We start from the raw sequence: 16,899 nt of genomic DNA, 5'->3' as shown, positions 1-16,899 counted from the left end.
GCTTTTTTTCTCTCTTGTTTTATTAAAATTTCAAAATAAGCTATAACTACGCCACCACCAAAAAAACACGCCAAAGCCCCAAAAACTCGCATCAGTCTTTTTTAGGTTTTTAGCTTTTTTGTGTGACAAAAAGATTAACCCCCCCCGCTTGGGTATTTGAACGCCCAAAATCATTCGGTTTTTTCAAATAAGCCCGCTTGTGTAGGCTCTTAAAAAAGATTTTTGCTTTTGTGTTTTTTAGGGTTTTTTGCGTGTGGTTTGATTGGAGTTGTGAAATAATGTATAATAATCATTCTCTATCAATTCGTTTTAAAAGGGCAAAGGGAATGAAATCTACAAGAATTGGTTCTAAAATTGTCATGATGGTGTGTGCGGTTGTTATTGTCATTAGTGCTGTTATGGGCGTTATTATCAGCTACAAGGTTGAAAGCGTGTTGCAAAGCCAAGCCACAGAATTGTTGCAAAAAAAGGCTCAGTTAGTCAGTTTTAAAATTCAAGGCATCATTAAACGCATTTTTATTGGCGCTAACACCCTTGAAAAATTTTTAAGCGATGAAAATAGCGCTATCAACGACACCCTAAAAAGGCGCATGCTCTCTGAGTTTTTGCTGGCAAACTCTCATGTGTTATTGGTTAGCGCGATTTATACGAATAATAACGGACGAGTCATCACTGCCATGAACATGGATTCAAAAATCGCCTACCCTAATACCACGCTCAATGAAAACATGATTAATCAAATCCATTCGCTCAAAAGTATAACCCGTTCAGATCCCTATTATAAAGAGGTTAATGGCAATAAAATCTATGGCATGGATATTACCCTCCCCTTAATGGGTAAGAATCAAAATGTTATAGGTGCGCTGAATTTCTTTTTAAACATTGACGCTTTTTATACCGATGTGGTAGGCAAGAAAAAGAGCAACACCTTTTTAATGGGGAAAGACGGCAGGCTTTTAATCAACCCTAATCGTGAGATCCAAGATAAGATTTTAAGCGCTATCAATCCGGATAGAAGAGTCGCTAAAGCTGTGGAGTATTACAATCAAAACGAAGCGGGCACTTTGAGCTACCATTCATTGAGCGGGGATACAGAAACCTTTTTAGCCATACAGCCCTTTGATTTTTTTGAAGAAAAAGGGAATAACGGCAATCATTGGCGTTGGGCAATCGGAAAATATGTCAATAAATCTTTAGTCTTTAAAGAAGCGACAAACACCAAATTCATTATTATCACCACTTTGATTTTAGGCGTGCTGGTGTTAGCCTTTTTAGTCTTTATCATCATTTCTAGCCTCATAACCAAACGCATCAGTAGGGTCAATAACACCCTAAATGATTTTTTCAACTTGCTCAATAACCCCAAAAATAACCATGCCATAAGCCTAACGCCCCCAAGCGCTTATGATGAAATCGGGCAGATGCAAGCTTCCATTAATGAAAATATCCTTAAAACCCAAGAAAACATTCAAGCCGATAATAAAGCCATTCAAAACAGCATTGAAGTGGCTAATTTTGTGGAAAGTGGGGATTTCACGCAAGAAATCGCATGCGTGCCTAAAAACAAAGATTTGCAAGCTTTAAGAAACACGATTAATAGCATTATCCAGTATTTTCGTAACCAAATTGGCGCCAATATTGAATCCCTAAATAACGCCTTAGAGCATTATAAAAACCTGGATTTCACCCACCACATCCAAAATCCTAAAGCCAACATGGAAAAAGCGCTCAACACTTTAGGGCAAGAAATTTCTAGCATGCTTAAAGCTTCTTTAGGGTTTGCGAACGCGCTCAATCATGAATCCAAAGATTTAAAAACTTGCGTGGACAATTTGACCAAAACCGCCCACAAGCAAGAAAGAAGCCTGAAAAACACCACCCAATCCTTAGAAGAAATCACTAATATTATTACAACGATTGATTCTAAAAGTCAAGAGATGATTTCTCAAGGCGAAGACATTAAAAGCGTGGTGGATATGATTAGAGATATTGCCGATCAAACGAATCTATTAGCCCTGAATGCCGCTATTGAAGCCGCAAGAGCTGGCGAGCATGGCAAAGGCTTTGCGGTGGTGGCTGATGAGGTGAGGAAACTCGCTGAAAGGACGCAAAAATCTCTCAGCGAGATTGAAGCCAATATCAATATTTTAGTTCAAAGCATCGCCGATAACGCTGAGTCTATCAAAATGCAAAATAAGGGCGTAGAAAACATCCACAACTCCATTAACGCCTTGCAACAAGATGTGCAGGATAATTTAACTATCGCTAATTATTCTTTACAAGTCAGCACTAAAATTGATGGGATCTCCCAAAATATTTTAGAAGATGTGAGCAAGAAGAAATTTTGATTTCTGCTTTTAATTTTGAGTGTCTAAAATATAAAACCGCCTAAAGCAAGGGGTTTTTTTAACTAAAGCACCCTAACGAACGCTAATGCGAAAGGCTCTTTAAGGTCTGCATGGGCATTTCTTACCCTAAAAAGACTAGAGGTATTTTGTTAGCTTGAATATAGCCTAAGTGCTTACATCTTGCACCCTAAAGAACGGAGTTTTTTGCACTAGTTTGATGATAAAAAGCTTTGGTTGGATTTTAAAAAGCGTTCTTAAGGGGAGTTGGTTTGGGAGTTAAAGGGGGGGGTATTCATCGCCAAAGTATCCCCCTATCCCCCTTAAAAGAATTATAAATAAAAATATTAAGTTTTGGCTATCACTCTTTGATGTTGGGGGTTAATCTCAATTCCCCATATCGCCACCCATATCCCCCATGTCTCCCATATCGCCACCCATATCGTCGTTCATATCCCCCATATCGCCCATATCATCGTTGCCATTACCCATGTCATCGTTCATATCGTTGGCGTTGTTCATGTCATCGCCCATGTCGTTGCCGTTGTTCATGTCGTCATTAGCGTTACCCATATCATCGTTGCCGTTGTTCATGTTGCTCATATCATCAGTGTTACCGGTATCGGTGTTGCCGGTATCAGTATTATTCATATCGCCGGTATTGTTGCCGCTAGTATCTTTATCATCAGTGGGTGTGTCGTTTGCGTTGCCGGTGTCAGTGGTATTAGTGTCCATGTGATCATCATTATGATCATCGTTGGTGGCGTTGTTAGGGTTTATGAGTGCGTTACCCCCTCGATCTTTGCTGTCATTTGCATGGGCGTTGTCCATGTTGTTAATAGGCGTTTGTTGCATAGGGTTATTGATCGCATCATTCAAATCGTCTCTGTCATCGCCATCAATTTTCAAACTCCCGTCTAAATAATTCCCCACCACATCGCTGCTATGGCTTAATTGTTGCACGCTGTCTAGGGCTTTATCCACTTGGGCTTGTTGCTCGCTTGAAAGCCCTTTTTGATCTTTTAAGTCATTGTCTAGTTGGTTGAGATTGTTGTCTAATTTGTCTCTCACTTCCATAGCTTTATTGACCACTGAATCAATCTTATTAGGGCTCGCCCCATCTTGCTTCATTTCTTTGATTTGCCCCACTAAATGGTTAAGCTCTTTGGCTTGAGAAGTTATCGCATCCACGTTTTTAGTGGGCATGGCTTTAGTGTGGAAAAGCGAATTGTCTTTGAGCATGCGGCTGTTGTCTAAATTGACTAAAGCGCTATTCAAGCGGTTGGTTTGAATGCCTTTGCTGAATTTGGGATCACGATAAAAGCTCATGAGATTTGCTTGTTGTAAGGATTTATCGTCTTTATCGTCTTTGTCATCATCAGTAGGCGTATCAAGTTGGTCAGTAGAAGCGTCATGGTCTAAAATCTCTTCTTGATCGAGCGCATACATGTAATTTTCTAACATCAAGTAATCTTGAACTTGCATCATGAAAAACATGTTAGGGTAGAACCCATACATGCCATCATAAAAGTCATAAAAATCATACATGCCCATACCATACATGCCATACATACCCATTCCATACATTCCATACATGCCATAATAAGGGCTATAGTAAGAGTTGTAATAGTTGTTGCTCCTGTAATAAGGGCTTTGAGCCTTTTCATTCTCTTGTTGTTTTTTAAGATACGCCCCTACCACGCTCAAATCAGCGAGCATTTTTTGAGCCGTTTTTTGATCTTTTAAAGAAATGCCTAAGGGGATATAAATACCGGTGCGGTAACTATAAAAAGAATCCCTAGCGATGATTTTAAGGCAATATTTCAAATTCTTTTGCAATTTTAGGGCTTGCCTCAAATGTGCATGCGCTCTAAAATTCCCCAAGATGCCGGAGTTAAAACGCATTTTTTCCACTAACGCGCTGAATTTTTTCGCATCGCCATTAGCCGCATTGATATAGTTTAAAGCAGTAGCTCCCCACTCTTTGGTGCTGCTTTTATAACCCCCAAAATTCACTATTTTTGGCGTTAATTCCCCTTTTAATTGCGAATCTTTTAAATCAAACAACGCCCTATTCACGCTGATAGCGTTCAAACTGAGTGTCATTATAAAAAGTATTTTTATAGCTTTCATTGATAACCTTAAAAAATATCTCTTGCGAGCATTATAGACTATTTTTAGAAATCAAAATGACTTTTGAAAACAAGCCAAAGTAAAAAATAAAACCTAAAAAACAAAAGGTTCTGTTTTAAACGCTTCTTTAGTTTTAAAAAACTTTCTTAAACAAAAACCTAACCCCCCAACACAACAAAACAAACACCGCAAAAAAAGAAAAAAGAAACCAACAGAGAGAAAACCCTCTATTGAAAAGAAGAAAAAGGCTTAGAAGTTGATCATGTAGTTAAAGTAGATAGAGAAGTTCCTTTTATAGAACACATCTACCGATCCATCTACGCCCCTTTCTTTATAGAATTGGTTGGTGAATAAAGGCAATTTAAAGCCCACTTCAATCCCGCTGTGTTTAGAGAAATTGCTCCTAAAACCAAATTCCACAGGCATTTGGAAATAGCTCGTGTTCATGCTCGCTGAACAGCCGGCGGTGTTGTTGCAAATGTGCATTTGAGATTTTAAGTAGCTCTCTCCTTGAACGATAAACGAATCCCCTCCTAATCCAAAGCCCACGAACAACCCTGCTGTGTTATAGCCCTCTTTACTTTCATAGAAGTTATAGAGTGCATCAAAGCCCACGCCATAAGTGAAGTTATTCACTTGAGACGCGCCCTCCATGATTCCAAGCTGGCTCCCTACAAAGCTTAAATTCGCATGGTTGTAGCTGTAATATCCATAAGATCTAAAGCCAAAGCGTTTGGTTTTACCAAAGAACCACTTATACCCTGCCATCGCATCTACCCCATACATTTGCCCGTAATTATTGGTGTTGATCACGCTTGGCGTGTAGGTTGCTTGGGCTTGAGCGACAGCGGTTTGAATGTTTTTATGCACATTCATGAAAGCGTCTTTTTGAGCCATTAGATTGGTTTTTAGCGCGTTTAAGAAATTGATGGCATCTGTCGTTGTCGTTGCGCTATCACTAGCAGCTGCAAGCGCAACGGCTTGCGTTTTTTGCGTATCAGTTGCACTAAGATCGGCCAAAGCCATATCCACTTGATTGATAGCTTTATCTAACGCGCCCACAACCGCATTAGAGCCGTTTGTCAATTGCCCAATCGTCGCGCTAGAAGAATTTAAATAGCCTTTTAAAGTGTTTTGAGCGCTTTCTAATGCGCTAAACGCACTACTTAGCCCTTGAGCGTTGGGAATCACACTGCTTAAATCGGTGCTACTATTCAAAAGGTTGCCAATCGTTGCGCTCTGTTGAGACATGGTTTCTACCCCACTTAAAGTGGTGTTCATGCCACTCACGCTCACGCTCTTAAGACTATTAACCGTAGTGGTGTCTTTAACTAGCTGGCTTGCCACGCCACTAGCGCTTGGGGTTGGTGCACTAGCGGTGTGTTTTGGCTCCTCCTTAGTTGGTGGGGTTGATGGAGCTGGTGTGCCGCTTGAAGCGGTGTGTTTTGGTTCCTCTTTAGTTGGTGGGGTTGATGGGGTTGGTGTTTTCGTCTGATCTTGTAACGCTGTGTTTAAAGTCTGTTGATCGGTGTTGAGTTTGCTCTCAGCCTGTTGTAAAGCTTTTTCAGCGGTTTGCTCGGCTGCTTGATCGGTTTTAAATGTTGTTTCATTAAAATCTTTAGCGTTAGCATCAGCTTGAATTTTTTCTACAGCACTTTTTAAAGCTTGTTCAGCTGTTTGAACGGCTATGTTATCGGTTTCTACTTTTTGAGCCGCACCAGATACAGTAGTGTCAGTGCTTGTTGTATAAGCTTCATCAGTTGTGGCGGTTGTGTTGTCAGTAGAAGCGGTGTTTTCAAGCGTTGTTGCTTCTGTTTTGTCGCTTGAAGCGGTGTTTTGGGCTTGAGTTTGGGCTTGTTGTTGCGTTGGTGAATCGCTTGTTAATTTACTATCCTTATCCTTTTTAGCATAATTACCAAAAACATGCGATGGTTTTTGCAAGGCTGCGTAGGTTTGTAAATCGGTAGCGTTCATGCTCCCTAAAAGCACGCTACTCGTTGCTAAAGAGAAAAAGCCTAATTTTTTGAATGACTTTTTCATGACTTCCTCCCTTATTTTTTCATCCAGCTTGCACTTGGATTGATTTTAGTGTCCGGTTTGGAAGCGCTCTGCGTTTCTTTGGCTGGAGCTGTTTGATTGCTGCCAAACATTGAAGTGTCTATCGGAGTGTTATTGTTAGCGCCTGGGGTGCGGGTGGTGTTTTGGTTTTCTAAATTAGAATATTGAAACCCTCCTCCTAAAAACGCGCCGCTTTTTTCTGCCATAGACACACTAAAGGCTAATGCCATACCTAAAAAAACTTTTTTCATTTAAAACTCCTTAATGTGAGAAATCCTAAGGATTTCTTTTTTTATTGCATTCTTTTATTGCATTCATGCTATGGTGCAAAAATATAGGGAGCTATCAAAATTTGAGAGTTGTCCTCATACATTCGCTTCTACAGAATACAATTCGCTCTTACAAATATTAAGCTTTGGAGTTATATCACAAAAAAGTGAATTTTTCGTTAAGAATGGGTTAAATAAATCGTTTTATTTTTTAAAAATGTATTTATATATATAAATAATTTAAAATTATATTTAACTAGATTTTATGGAAGCTCTTACGCTATTTTTGTGTGGGGCGAAAATTTGAAGCATGTTAGGGTTTTTGGTAGTAGCGGGTGGCTATCGTGATAAGGCTATAATAATATCAATTAAAAAAGGCTTGGGCGTTTTATCGCTTTTGTCGTATCGTGTAAAAATCTCATTCAAACTGGCTTTGGGCGTGGGCGATTAAAGGGTTGATCACTTCATCTAAATTCCCTGAAAGCATGATTTCTTCTAAACTATACAGAGTTAAATTGATTCGGTGTTCGCTCAAGCGGTTTTGCGGGTAATTATAGGTGCGGATCCTTTCGCTCCTGTCCCCACTACCCACCTGCTCCTTTCGGTCTTTGGCGTTAGCGAGTTGCTGCTCTTCAATTTGTTTTTCATAAAGGCGCGCTTTTAAGATTTTTAGGGCTTTGTCCTTGTTTTTATGCTGGGATTTTTCATCTTGCATGCTCACGCTGATATTGGTGGGAAGGTGCGTGATGCGCACCGCAGAGTCTGTGGTGTTGACGCATTGCCCCCCATGCCCGCCAGCACGAAACACTTCAATCTTTAAATCGCTAGGGTTGATAGAAACTTCCACATCATCCACTTCAGGCATGATCGCTACTGTGATAGCGGAAGTGTGGATACGCCCTTGAGATTCTGTCTCGGGGACTCTTTGGACTCGATGCGTGCCTGCTTCAAATTTGAGCCTTGAATACACGCCCTTGCCCTTAATCAAAGCGATGATTTCTTTATAGCCCCCTACGCTGTTTTCGCTAGAGCTCACTATCTCTACTTTCCATTTTTTCAAATCCGCATAACGGCAATACGCTTTAAACAAATCCCCTACAAAAATGCCCGCTTCATCGCCCCCTGTGCCGGCCCTTAACTCTAAATAAATGTTTTTATCGTCATTAGGATCTTTGGGGATGAGGAGTTGTTTAATGGCAGTTTCTAGCTCGCTTTTTTGGATTTCTAAAATTTTTAACTCTTCTTTAGCCAGTTCGCTCAATTCCTTGTCTTCTAAAAGCTCCTTATTTTCTTTGATATTCTCTAAAACGCTCAAATACTCTTTACTCGCTATAGAGATTTCTTCAATGGAGCTTTGCTCTTTGCTCAATTCGGTGAGTTTTTTAATATCGCTAATCACTTCAGTGCTAGAAAGCAACGCTGTGAGTTCGTCGTATCGCTTGAGAATGGAAGAAAGCTTTTCAGCTAGAATGGACATGCAAGACTACCTATAAAAAGATGTGAATATAAAAGATGCAACAATCTAAAAAACGCAAAACTTAAAAAGAAGCCCAATAATAAAAACCCATTACTGAGCTTAAAGAAGTCAAAAACGCCCTAAAACTAAGCGAGAGCGATTTTTTTCACTGAAGCGTTAAGCCTTGAGACTTTCCTAGAAGCGGTGTTTTTCTTTAAAATCCCCTTGCTGACAAATTTATGCAACTCTTTATTAGCGATTTTCAAACGCTCTTGAGCTTTTGCTACATCATTGATGGCGACCGCTTCACGCACGGCTTTAATGATATTTTTAACTTTAGTTTTATAGAACCTGTTGCGTTCGGTTCTTTTAATGGTCTGTCTGATTCGCTTTTCTGCGGACTTATGATTTGCCATAGCCTTGTTTTAATCCCTTTGTAATGTAAAATTTGGCATAATTCTATCTAAAAATTGATTAAAAATAGTTTAAAAGGTATTTTATAACGATGAAAATTTTTGGGACTGATGGCGTGAGGGGCAAAGCAGGGGTGAAACTCACCCCCATGTTTGTGATGCGTTTGGGCGTTGCTGCCGGATTGTATTTTAAAAAACATTCTCAAACGAATAAAATTCTAATCGGTAAAGACACCAGAAAAAGCGGCTACATGGTAGAAAACGCTTTAGTGAGCGCTCTCACTTCCATAGGCTATAACGTGATTCAAATAGGGCCTATGCCTACCCCTGCGATTGCGTTTTTAACCGAAGACATGCGCTGTGATGCGGGCATTATGATAAGCGCGAGCCACAACCCTTTTGAAGATAATGGTATTAAGTTTTTCAATTCTTATGGCTATAAGCTTAAAGAAGAAGAAGAAAAAGCGATTGAAGAAATCTTTCATGATGAAGGATTACTGCATTCTAGCTATAAAGTGGGCGAGAGCGTCGGTAGCGCTAAAAGGATAGATGATGTCATAGGGCGCTATATCGTGCATTTAAAACACTCTTTCCCCAAACATTTGAATTTACAGAGTTTAAGGATCGTTCTAGATACGGCTAATGGTGCGGCTTATAAGGTGGCTCCGGTCGTTTTTAGCGAGCTTGGGGCTGATGTGTTAGTGATTAATGATGAGCCTAATGGGTGTAACATCAATGAGCAATGCGGGGCTTTACACCCCAACCAATTGAGCCAGGAAGTGAAAAAATACCGTGCGGATTTAGGCTTTGCTTTTGATGGCGATGCGGATAGGCTAGTGGTGGTGGATAATTTAGGGAATATCGTGCATGGGGATAAGCTTTTAGGGGTGTTAGGGGTTTATCAAAAATCTAAAAACGCCCTTTCTTCTCAAGCGATTGTCGCTACAAACATGAGCAATTTAGCCCTTAAAGAATACCTGAAATCCCAAGATTTAGAATTGAGGCATTGTGCGATTGGGGATAAGTTTGTGAGCGAATGCATGCGATTGAATAAAGCCAATTTTGGAGGCGAGCAAAGCGGGCATATCATTTTTAGCGATTACGCTAAAACCGGCGATGGTTTGGTGTGCGCGTTGCAAGTGAGCGCACTTGTGTTAGAAAGTAAGCAAGTGAGCTCTGTTGCGTTAAACCCCTTTGAATTATACCCTCAAAACCTAGTGAATTTGAATGTCCAAAAAAAGCCCCCTTTAGAAAGCCTGAAAGGTTATAGCGCTCTTTTAAAAGAATTAGACCAACTAGAGATCCGCCATTTGATCCGCTATAGCGGCACTGAAAACAAATTACGAATCCTTTTAGAAGCTAAAGATGAAAAACTTTTAGAATCCAAAATGCAAGAATTAAAAGAGTTTTTTGAAGGGCATTTGTGCTAAAAACCACAAAAAAAAGCCTGTTGATTTTTATAGGGGTTTTTTTCCTTATTTTTGGCGTGGATCAAGCGATTAAATACGCTATTTTAGAGGGGTTTCGCTATGAAAGTTTGATAATAGATATTGTTTTAGTGTTCAATAAAGGCGTGGCGTTTTCCTTGCTCAGTTTTTTAGAGGGGGGTTTGAAATACTTGCAAATCCTTTTGATTTTAGGACTTTTTATCTTTTTAATGCGCCAAAGGGAGCTTTTTAAAAACCATGCGATAGAGTTTGGCATGGTGTTTGGTGCTGGGGTTTCTAATGTTTTAGACCGGTTTGTGCATGGGGGCGTAGTGGATTATGTGTATTATCATTATGGGTTTGATTTTGCCATTTTTAACTTCGCTGATGTCATGATAGATGTGGGTGTGGGCGTTTTATTGTTAAAACAATTCTTTTTTAAGCAAAAACAAAACAAAATTAAGGCATAATCACTCTTTTTAAAATAAAAGGTCGCGTAGCTCAGTTGGTAGAGCACTACCTTGACATGGTAGTGGCCGCTGGTTCAAGTCCAGTCGTGGCCACCATTATTACCCCAGTCCTAATTCTCATTTTTTTGCAAGTTTTTGATCTTTATAAATTCTAAAGGGGTATTAAACGCGCTTCTAATAACGATTTTATAGCGCTTCAAAACTATAACACTAATTTATTTTAAATAATAATTAGTTAATGAACGCTTCTGTTAATCTTAGTAAATCAAAACATTGCTACAATTACTCCAACCTTGATTTCGTTATGTCTTCAAGGAAAAACACTTTAAGAATAGGAGAATGAGATGAAACTCACCCCAAAAGAGTTAGACAAGTTGATGCTCCACTATGCTGGAGAATTGGCTAAAAAACGCAAAGAAAAAGGCATTAAGCTTAACTATGTAGAAGCGGTAGCTTTGATTAGTGCCCATATTATGGAAGAAGCGAGAGCTGGTAAAAAGACTGCGGCTGAATTGATGCAAGAAGGACGCACTCTTTTAAAACCTGATGATGTGATGGATGGCGTGGCAAGCATGATCCATGAAGTGGGTATTGAAGCGATGTTTCCTGATGGAACCAAACTCGTAACCGTGCATACCCCTATTGAGGCCAATGGTAAATTAGTTCCTGGTGAGTTGTTCTTAAAAAATGAAGACATCACTATCAACGAAGGCAAAAAAGCCGTTAGCGTGAAAGTTAAAAATGTTGGCGACAGACCGGTTCAAATCGGCTCACACTTCCATTTCTTTGAAGTGAATAGATGCTTAGACTTTGACAGAGAAAAAACTTTCGGTAAACGCTTAGACATTGCGAGCGGGACAGCGGTAAGGTTTGAACCTGGCGAAGAAAAATCCGTAGAATTGATTGACATTGGCGGTAACAGGAGAATCTTTGGATTTAACGCGTTGGTTGATAGGCAAGCAGACAACGAAAGCAAAAAAATTGCTTTACACAGAGCTAAAGAGCGTGGTTTTCATGGCGCTAAAAGCGATGACCACTATGTAAAAACAATTAAGGAGTAAGAAATGAAAAAGATTAGCAGAAAAGAATATGTTTCTATGTATGGTCCTACTACAGGCGATAAAGTGAGATTGGGCGATACAGACTTGATCGCTGAAGTAGAACATGACTACACCATTTATGGCGAAGAGCTTAAATTCGGTGGCGGTAAAACTCTAAGAGAAGGCATGAGCCAATCCAACAACCCCAGCAAAGAAGAACTGGATCTAATCATCACTAACGCTTTAATCGTGGATTACACCGGTATTTATAAAGCGGATATTGGTATTAAAGATGGCAAAATCGCTGGCATTGGTAAAGGCGGTAACAAAGACATGCAAGATGGCGTTAAAAACAATCTTAGCGTGGGTCCTGCTACTGAAGCCTTAGCCGGTGAAGGTTTGATTGTAACTGCTGGTGGTATTGACACACACATCCACTTCATTTCACCTCAACAAATCCCTACAGCTTTTGCAAGCGGTGTAACAACCATGATTGGTGGCGGAACTGGCCCTGCTGATGGCACTAACGCAACCACTATCACTCCAGGCAGAAGAAATTTAAAATGGATGCTCAGAGCGGCTGAAGAATATTCTATGAACTTAGGTTTCTTGGCTAAAGGTAACGCATCTAATGATGCGAGCTTAGCCGATCAAATTGAAGCTGGTGCGATTGGCTTTAAAATCCACGAAGACTGGGGAACAACTCCTTCTGCAATCAATCATGCGTTAGATGTTGCGGACAAATACGATGTGCAAGTCGCTATCCACACAGACACTTTGAATGAAGCCGGTTGTGTAGAAGACACTATGGCAGCCATTGCCGGACGCACTATGCACACTTTCCACACTGAAGGCGCTGGCGGCGGACACGCTCCTGATATCATTAAAGTGGCCGGCGAACACAACATTCTGCCCGCTTCCACTAACCCCACTATCCCTTTCACTGTGAATACAGAAGCAGAACACATGGACATGCTTATGGTGTGCCACCACTTGGATAAAAGCATTAAAGAAGATGTCCAGTTCGCTGATTCAAGGATCCGCCCTCAAACCATTGCGGCTGAAGACACTTTGCATGACATGGGGATTTTCTCAATCACTAGTTCTGACTCTCAAGCTATGGGTCGTGTGGGTGAAGTTATCACCAGAACTTGGCAAACAGCTGACAAAAACAAAAAAGAATTTGGCCGCTTGAAAGAAGAAAAAGGCGATAACGACAACTTCAGAATCAAACGCTACTTGTCTAAATACACCATTAACCCAGCGATCGCTCATGGGATTAGCGAGTATGTAGGTTCTGTAGAAGTGGGCAAAGTGGCTGACTTGGTATTGTGGAGTCCAGCATTCTTTGGCGTAAAACCCAACATGATCATTAAAGGTGGGTTCATTGCATTGAGTCAAATGGGCGATGCGAACGCTTCTATCCCTACCCCACAACCGGTTTATTACAGAGAAATGTTCGCTCATCATGGTAAAGCCAAATACGATGCAAACATCACTTTTGTGTCTCAAGCGGCTTATGACAAAGGCATTAAAGAAGAATTGGGGCTTGAAAGACAAGTGTTGCCGGTAAAAAATTGCAGAAACATCACTAAAAAAGACATGCAATTCAACGACACTACCGCTCACATTGAAGTCAATCCTGAAACTTACCATGTGTTCGTGGATGGCAAAGAAGTAACTTCTAAACCAGCCAATAAAGTGAGCTTGGCACAACTCTTTAGCATTTTCTAGGATTTTTTAGGAGCAACGCTCCTTAAATCCTTAGTTTTTAGCTCTCTGATTTTTTGTTTATCAAAAAATTGGGGGCTTTTTTTTGTTTTTATTTTTTGTCAATTTACTATTTTTCTTTATGATTAGCTCAAGCAACAAAAGTTATTCGTAAGGTGCGTTTGTTGTAAAAATTTTTGTTTGGAAGGAAAAGGCAATGCTAGGACTTGTATTGTTATATGTTGGGATTGTTTTAATCAGCAATGGGATTTGCGGATTAACCAAAGTCGATCCTAAAAGCACTGCGGTGATGAACTTTTTTGTGGGCGGACTTTCCATTGTTTGTAATGTGGTGGTCATCACTTATTCTGCACTCCACCCTACAGCCCCTGTAGAAGGTGCCGAAGATATTGCTCAAGTATCGCACCATTTGACTAGTTTCTATGGGCCAGCGACTGGGTTATTGTTTGGTTTTACCTACTTGTATGCGGCTATCAACCACACTTTTGGTTTGGATTGGAGGCCGTATTCTTGGTATAGCTTATTCGTAGCGATCAACACTGTTCCTGCTGCGATTTTATCCCACTATAGCGATATGCTTGATGACCACAAAGTGTTAGGCATCACTGAAGGCGATTGGTGGGCGATCATTTGGTTGGCTTGGGGTGTTTTGTGGCTTACCGCTTTCATTGAAAACATCTTGAAAATCCCTTTAGGGAAATTCACTCCATGGCTTGCTATCATTGAGGGCATTTTAACCGCTTGGATCCCTGCTTGGTTACTCTTTATCCAACACTGGGTGTGAGATGATCATAGAGCGTTTAATAGGCAATCTAAGGGATTTAAACCCCTTGGATTTCAGCGTGGATTATGTGGATTTGGAATGGTTTGAAACGAGGAAAAAAATCGCTCGTTTTAAAACCAGGAAAGGCAAAGACATAGCCATACGCCTTAAAGACGCTCCCAAGTTGGGTCTCTCTCAAGGGGATATTTTATTCAAAGAAGAGAAGGAAATTATCGCCGTTAATATCTTGGATTCTGAAGTCATTCACATCCAAGCTAAGAGCGTGGCAGAAGTAGCGAAAATATGCTACGAAATAGGAAACCGCCATGCGGCTTTATACTATGGCGAGTCTCAATTTGAATTTAAAACACCATTTGAAAAGCCCACACTAGCGTTACTAGAAAAGCTAGGGGTTCAAAATCGTGTTTTAAGTTCAAAATTGGATTCCAAAGATCGCTTAACCGTGAGCATGCCCCATAGTGAGCCTAATTTTAAGGTCTCACTGGCGAGCGATTTTAAAGTGGTCATGAAATAGAAAAATAACAAATGGATAAAGGAAAGAGCGTGAAAAGCACCAAAAAAAGCGTGGGTATGCCCCTAAAAACTCCAAAGACAGACAACAACGCTCATGTGGATAATGAATTTCTGATCTTACAAGTCAATGATGCGGTGTTCCCCATTGGATCTTACACGCATTCTTTTGGGCTAGAAACTTACATACAGCAAAAAAAGGTTAGCAATAAAGAAAGCGCTTTAGAATATTTAAAAGCCAATCTCTCTAGCCAGTTCCTTTATACGGAAATGCTGAGCTTGAAATTAACCTATGAAAGCACCCTCCAACAAGATTTAAAAAAGATCTTAGAGGTTGAAGAAATCATTATGCTATCCACAAGCCCCATGGAATTACGATTAGCCAATCAAAAGCTAGGCAATCGCTTCATTAAAACCTTACAAGCCATGAACGAATTAAACATGGGCGCATTTTTTAGTGCTTACGCTCAAAAAACCAAAGATCCCACCCATGCCACTAGCTACGGCGTTTTTGCGGCGAGTTTGAATATGGAATTGAAAAAGGCTTTAAGGCATTATCTTTATGCGCAAACTTCTAACATGGTGATCAACTGCGTTAAAAGCGTCCCACTATCTCAAAACGACGGGCAAAAAATCTTATTGAGCTTGCAAAACCCTTTCAACCAGCTCATAGAAAAAACCCTAGAATTAGACGAAAGCCACTTGTGCGCAGCAAGCGTTCAAAACGACATTAAGGCGATGCAGCATGAGATTTTATACTCGCGCCTTTATATGTCTTGAATTTTAATCTCAAATTGAAAGGAATTTTATGGTAAAAATTGGAGTTTGTGGTCCTGTAGGAAGCGGTAAAACCGCCTTGATTGAAGCTTTAACGCGCTACATGTCAAAAGATTATGACATGGCGGTCATCACTAATGATATTTACACGAAAGAAGACGCAGAGTTTATGTGTAAAAATTCGGTGATGCCACGAGAGAGGATTATTGGCGTAGAAACTGGAGGCTGTCCTCATACCGCTATTAGAGAAGACGCTTCTATGAATTTAGAAGCGGTAGAAGAAATGCATGGCCGTTTCCCTAATTTGGAACTGCTTTTGATTGAAAGCGGAGGCGACAACCTTTCAGCGACTTTCAACCCAGAGCTAGCGGACTTTACGATTTTTGTGATTGATGTGGCTGAGGGCGATAAAATCCCTAGGAAAGGCGGCCCAGGAATCACGCGCTCAGACTTGCTTGTCATCAATAAGATTGATTTAGCCCCCTATGTGGGAGCGGACTTGAAAGTCATGGAAAGGGATTCTAAAAAAATGCGCGGCGAAAAACCCTTTATTTTTACGAATATCCGCGCTAAAGAAGGCCTAGACGATGTGATCGCATGGATTAAGCGCAACGCTTTATTGGAAGATTGATGAACACTTACGCTCAAGAATCCAAACTCAGGTTAAAAACCAAAATAGGGACTGATGGGCGGTGCGTGATTGAAGACAATTTTTTCACGCCCCCCTTTAAGCTTATGGCACCCTTTTACCCTAAAGACGATTTAGCTGAAATCATGCTTTTAGCGGTAAGCCCTGGCTTAATGAAAGGCGATGTGCAAGATGTGCAATTAAACATCGGTCAAAATTGCAAGCTAAGGATCACTTCGCAGTCCTTTGAAAAAATCCATAACACTGAAGACGGGTTTGCCAGCAGAGACATGCATATCGTTGTGGGGGAAAACGCTTTTTTAGACTTCGCGCCTTTCCCGTTAATCCCCTTTGAAAACGCGCATTTTAAGGGCAATACCACGATTTCTTTACGCTCTAGCTCTCAATTGCTTTATAGTGAAATCATTGTTGCTGGGCGAGTGGCGCGCAATGAGTTGTTCCAATTCAACCGCTTGCACACCAAAATCGCTATTTTACAAGATGAGAAGCCCATCTATTATGATAATACGATTTTAGATCCCAAAACCACCGATATGAATAACATGTGCATGTTTGATGGCTATACGCATTATTTGAATTTGGTGCTTGTCAATTGCCCCATAGAGCTCTCTGGTGTGCGAGAATGCATTGAAGAAAGCGAAGGGGTGGATGGAGCCGTAAGTGAAATCGCTAGTTCTCATTTATGCCTAAAAGCTTTAGCGAAAGGTTCAGAACCCTTGTTGCATTTAAGAGAAAGAATCGCTCGCTTTATCACCCAAACGATTACGCCAAAGATTTAAAAAGCGCTTCAAAAAGATTAAATTAAGATTAAATTTCTTTAGTCTTTTTAACCCCCCC

General features: G+C 40.4%; 15 protein-coding genes and 1 tRNA gene. 11 read left to right on the top strand and 5 right to left on the bottom strand.

What is annotated here, in order from left to right; genetic code table 11:
• The first annotated feature begins 326 nt into the window (after positions 1–326).
• Positions 327–2,348 (top strand): methyl-accepting chemotaxis protein TlpC, encoded by a 2,022-nt coding sequence (gene tlpC / locus QU01_RS06310; RefSeq protein WP_033762788.1) that lies wholly within the window; start codon positions 327–329, stop codon positions 2,346–2,348.
• 384 nt (positions 2,349–2,732) lie between these two features.
• Here the strand turns inward: tlpC and QU01_RS06305 are convergent, their stop codons facing one another.
• The 5 genes from QU01_RS06305 to rpsT all read right to left on the bottom strand — a co-directional run bounded on the left by QU01_RS06305 (position 2,733) and on the right by rpsT (position 8,677).
• The gene (locus QU01_RS06305; protein ID WP_033762786.1) at positions 2,733–4,478 is read right to left on the bottom strand and encodes a dentin sialophosphopreproprotein; all 1,746 of its coding nucleotides are present in this window, start codon (positions 4,476–4,478) and stop codon (positions 2,733–2,735) included.
• A 249-nt stretch (positions 4,479–4,727) separates the two neighbouring features.
• Entirely contained in the window at positions 4,728–6,518 is a 1,791-nt protein-coding gene (locus tag QU01_RS06300) for an outer membrane beta-barrel protein (protein ID WP_033762784.1), read from the bottom strand.
• A gap of 11 nt (positions 6,519–6,529) precedes the next feature.
• Positions 6,530–6,787, bottom strand: a complete 258-nt coding sequence (locus QU01_RS06295) for a hypothetical protein (protein ID WP_033762783.1) — start codon at positions 6,785–6,787, stop codon at positions 6,530–6,532.
• Between the two features lie 436 nt (positions 6,788–7,223).
• Positions 7,224–8,282, bottom strand: a complete 1,059-nt coding sequence (gene prfA, locus QU01_RS06290) for a peptide chain release factor 1 (RefSeq protein ID WP_033762781.1) — start codon at positions 8,280–8,282, stop codon at positions 7,224–7,226.
• 125 nt (positions 8,283–8,407) lie between these two features.
• Positions 8,408–8,677 (bottom strand): 30S ribosomal protein S20, encoded by a 270-nt coding sequence (gene rpsT / locus QU01_RS06285; protein ID WP_001273627.1) that lies wholly within the window; start codon positions 8,675–8,677, stop codon positions 8,408–8,410.
• An 89-nt stretch (positions 8,678–8,766) separates the two neighbouring features.
• On the opposite strand from rpsT, the gene glmM reads away from it, so the two are divergent.
• From glmM to QU01_RS06235, 10 genes are all read left to right on the top strand, one after another.
• Positions 8,767–10,104 carry a phosphoglucosamine mutase gene (gene glmM / locus QU01_RS06280; protein ID WP_033762780.1) on the top strand — a complete coding sequence of 446 codons (1,338 nt, stop codon included), beginning with the start codon at positions 8,767–8,769 and terminating at the stop codon, positions 10,102–10,104.
• Positions 10,098–10,571: a signal peptidase II gene (lspA, locus tag QU01_RS06275; protein ID WP_033762778.1), complete on the top strand. Its 474-nt coding sequence runs from the start codon at positions 10,098–10,100 to the stop codon at positions 10,569–10,571. Before glmM ends, lspA begins: the two co-directional genes overlap by 7 nt.
• 20 nt (positions 10,572–10,591) lie before the next feature.
• Positions 10,592–10,667 (top strand) — tRNA-Val (locus tag QU01_RS06270).
• A 248-nt stretch (positions 10,668–10,915) separates the two neighbouring features.
• On the top strand, positions 10,916–11,632 hold the full coding sequence (gene ureA, locus QU01_RS06265) for an urease subunit alpha (protein WP_000779222.1): 717 nt from the start codon (positions 10,916–10,918) through the stop codon (positions 11,630–11,632).
• A gap of 3 nt (positions 11,633–11,635) precedes the next feature.
• Entirely contained in the window at positions 11,636–13,345 is a 1,710-nt protein-coding gene (gene ureB / locus QU01_RS06260; RefSeq protein WP_000724295.1) for an urease subunit beta, read from the top strand.
• A 193-nt stretch (positions 13,346–13,538) separates the two neighbouring features.
• Entirely contained in the window at positions 13,539–14,126 is a 588-nt protein-coding gene (gene ureI, locus QU01_RS06255; RefSeq protein WP_000901267.1) for an acid-activated urea channel protein UreI, read from the top strand.
• 1 nt (position 14,127) lies between these two features.
• Entirely contained in the window at positions 14,128–14,640 is a 513-nt protein-coding gene (gene ureE, locus QU01_RS06250) for an urease accessory protein UreE (RefSeq protein WP_033762777.1), read from the top strand.
• 11 nt (positions 14,641–14,651) lie between these two features.
• Complete coding sequence (locus QU01_RS06245; RefSeq protein WP_080248383.1) at positions 14,652–15,416, top strand: urease accessory protein UreF; 765 nt, start codon at positions 14,652–14,654, stop codon at positions 15,414–15,416.
• 28 nt (positions 15,417–15,444) lie between these two features.
• Positions 15,445–16,044, top strand: coding sequence for an urease accessory protein UreG (ureG, locus tag QU01_RS06240; RefSeq protein ID WP_033762775.1), 600 nt, complete (start codon positions 15,445–15,447; stop codon positions 16,042–16,044).
• Complete coding sequence (locus tag QU01_RS06235) at positions 16,044–16,841, top strand: urease accessory protein UreD (RefSeq protein ID WP_033762773.1); 798 nt, start codon at positions 16,044–16,046, stop codon at positions 16,839–16,841. The genes ureG and QU01_RS06235 overlap by 1 nt, the downstream gene beginning before the upstream one ends.
• The last annotated feature ends 58 nt before the right edge of the window (positions 16,842–16,899 follow it).

This window comes from Helicobacter pylori SA221C, assembly GCF_000476855.1.
GTDB lineage: Bacteria > Campylobacterota > Campylobacteria > Campylobacterales > Helicobacteraceae > Helicobacter > Helicobacter pylori_DK.
The sequence above is the reverse complement of the archived record's forward strand: the minus strand, read 5'-3'. Positions and strand labels throughout refer to the sequence as shown.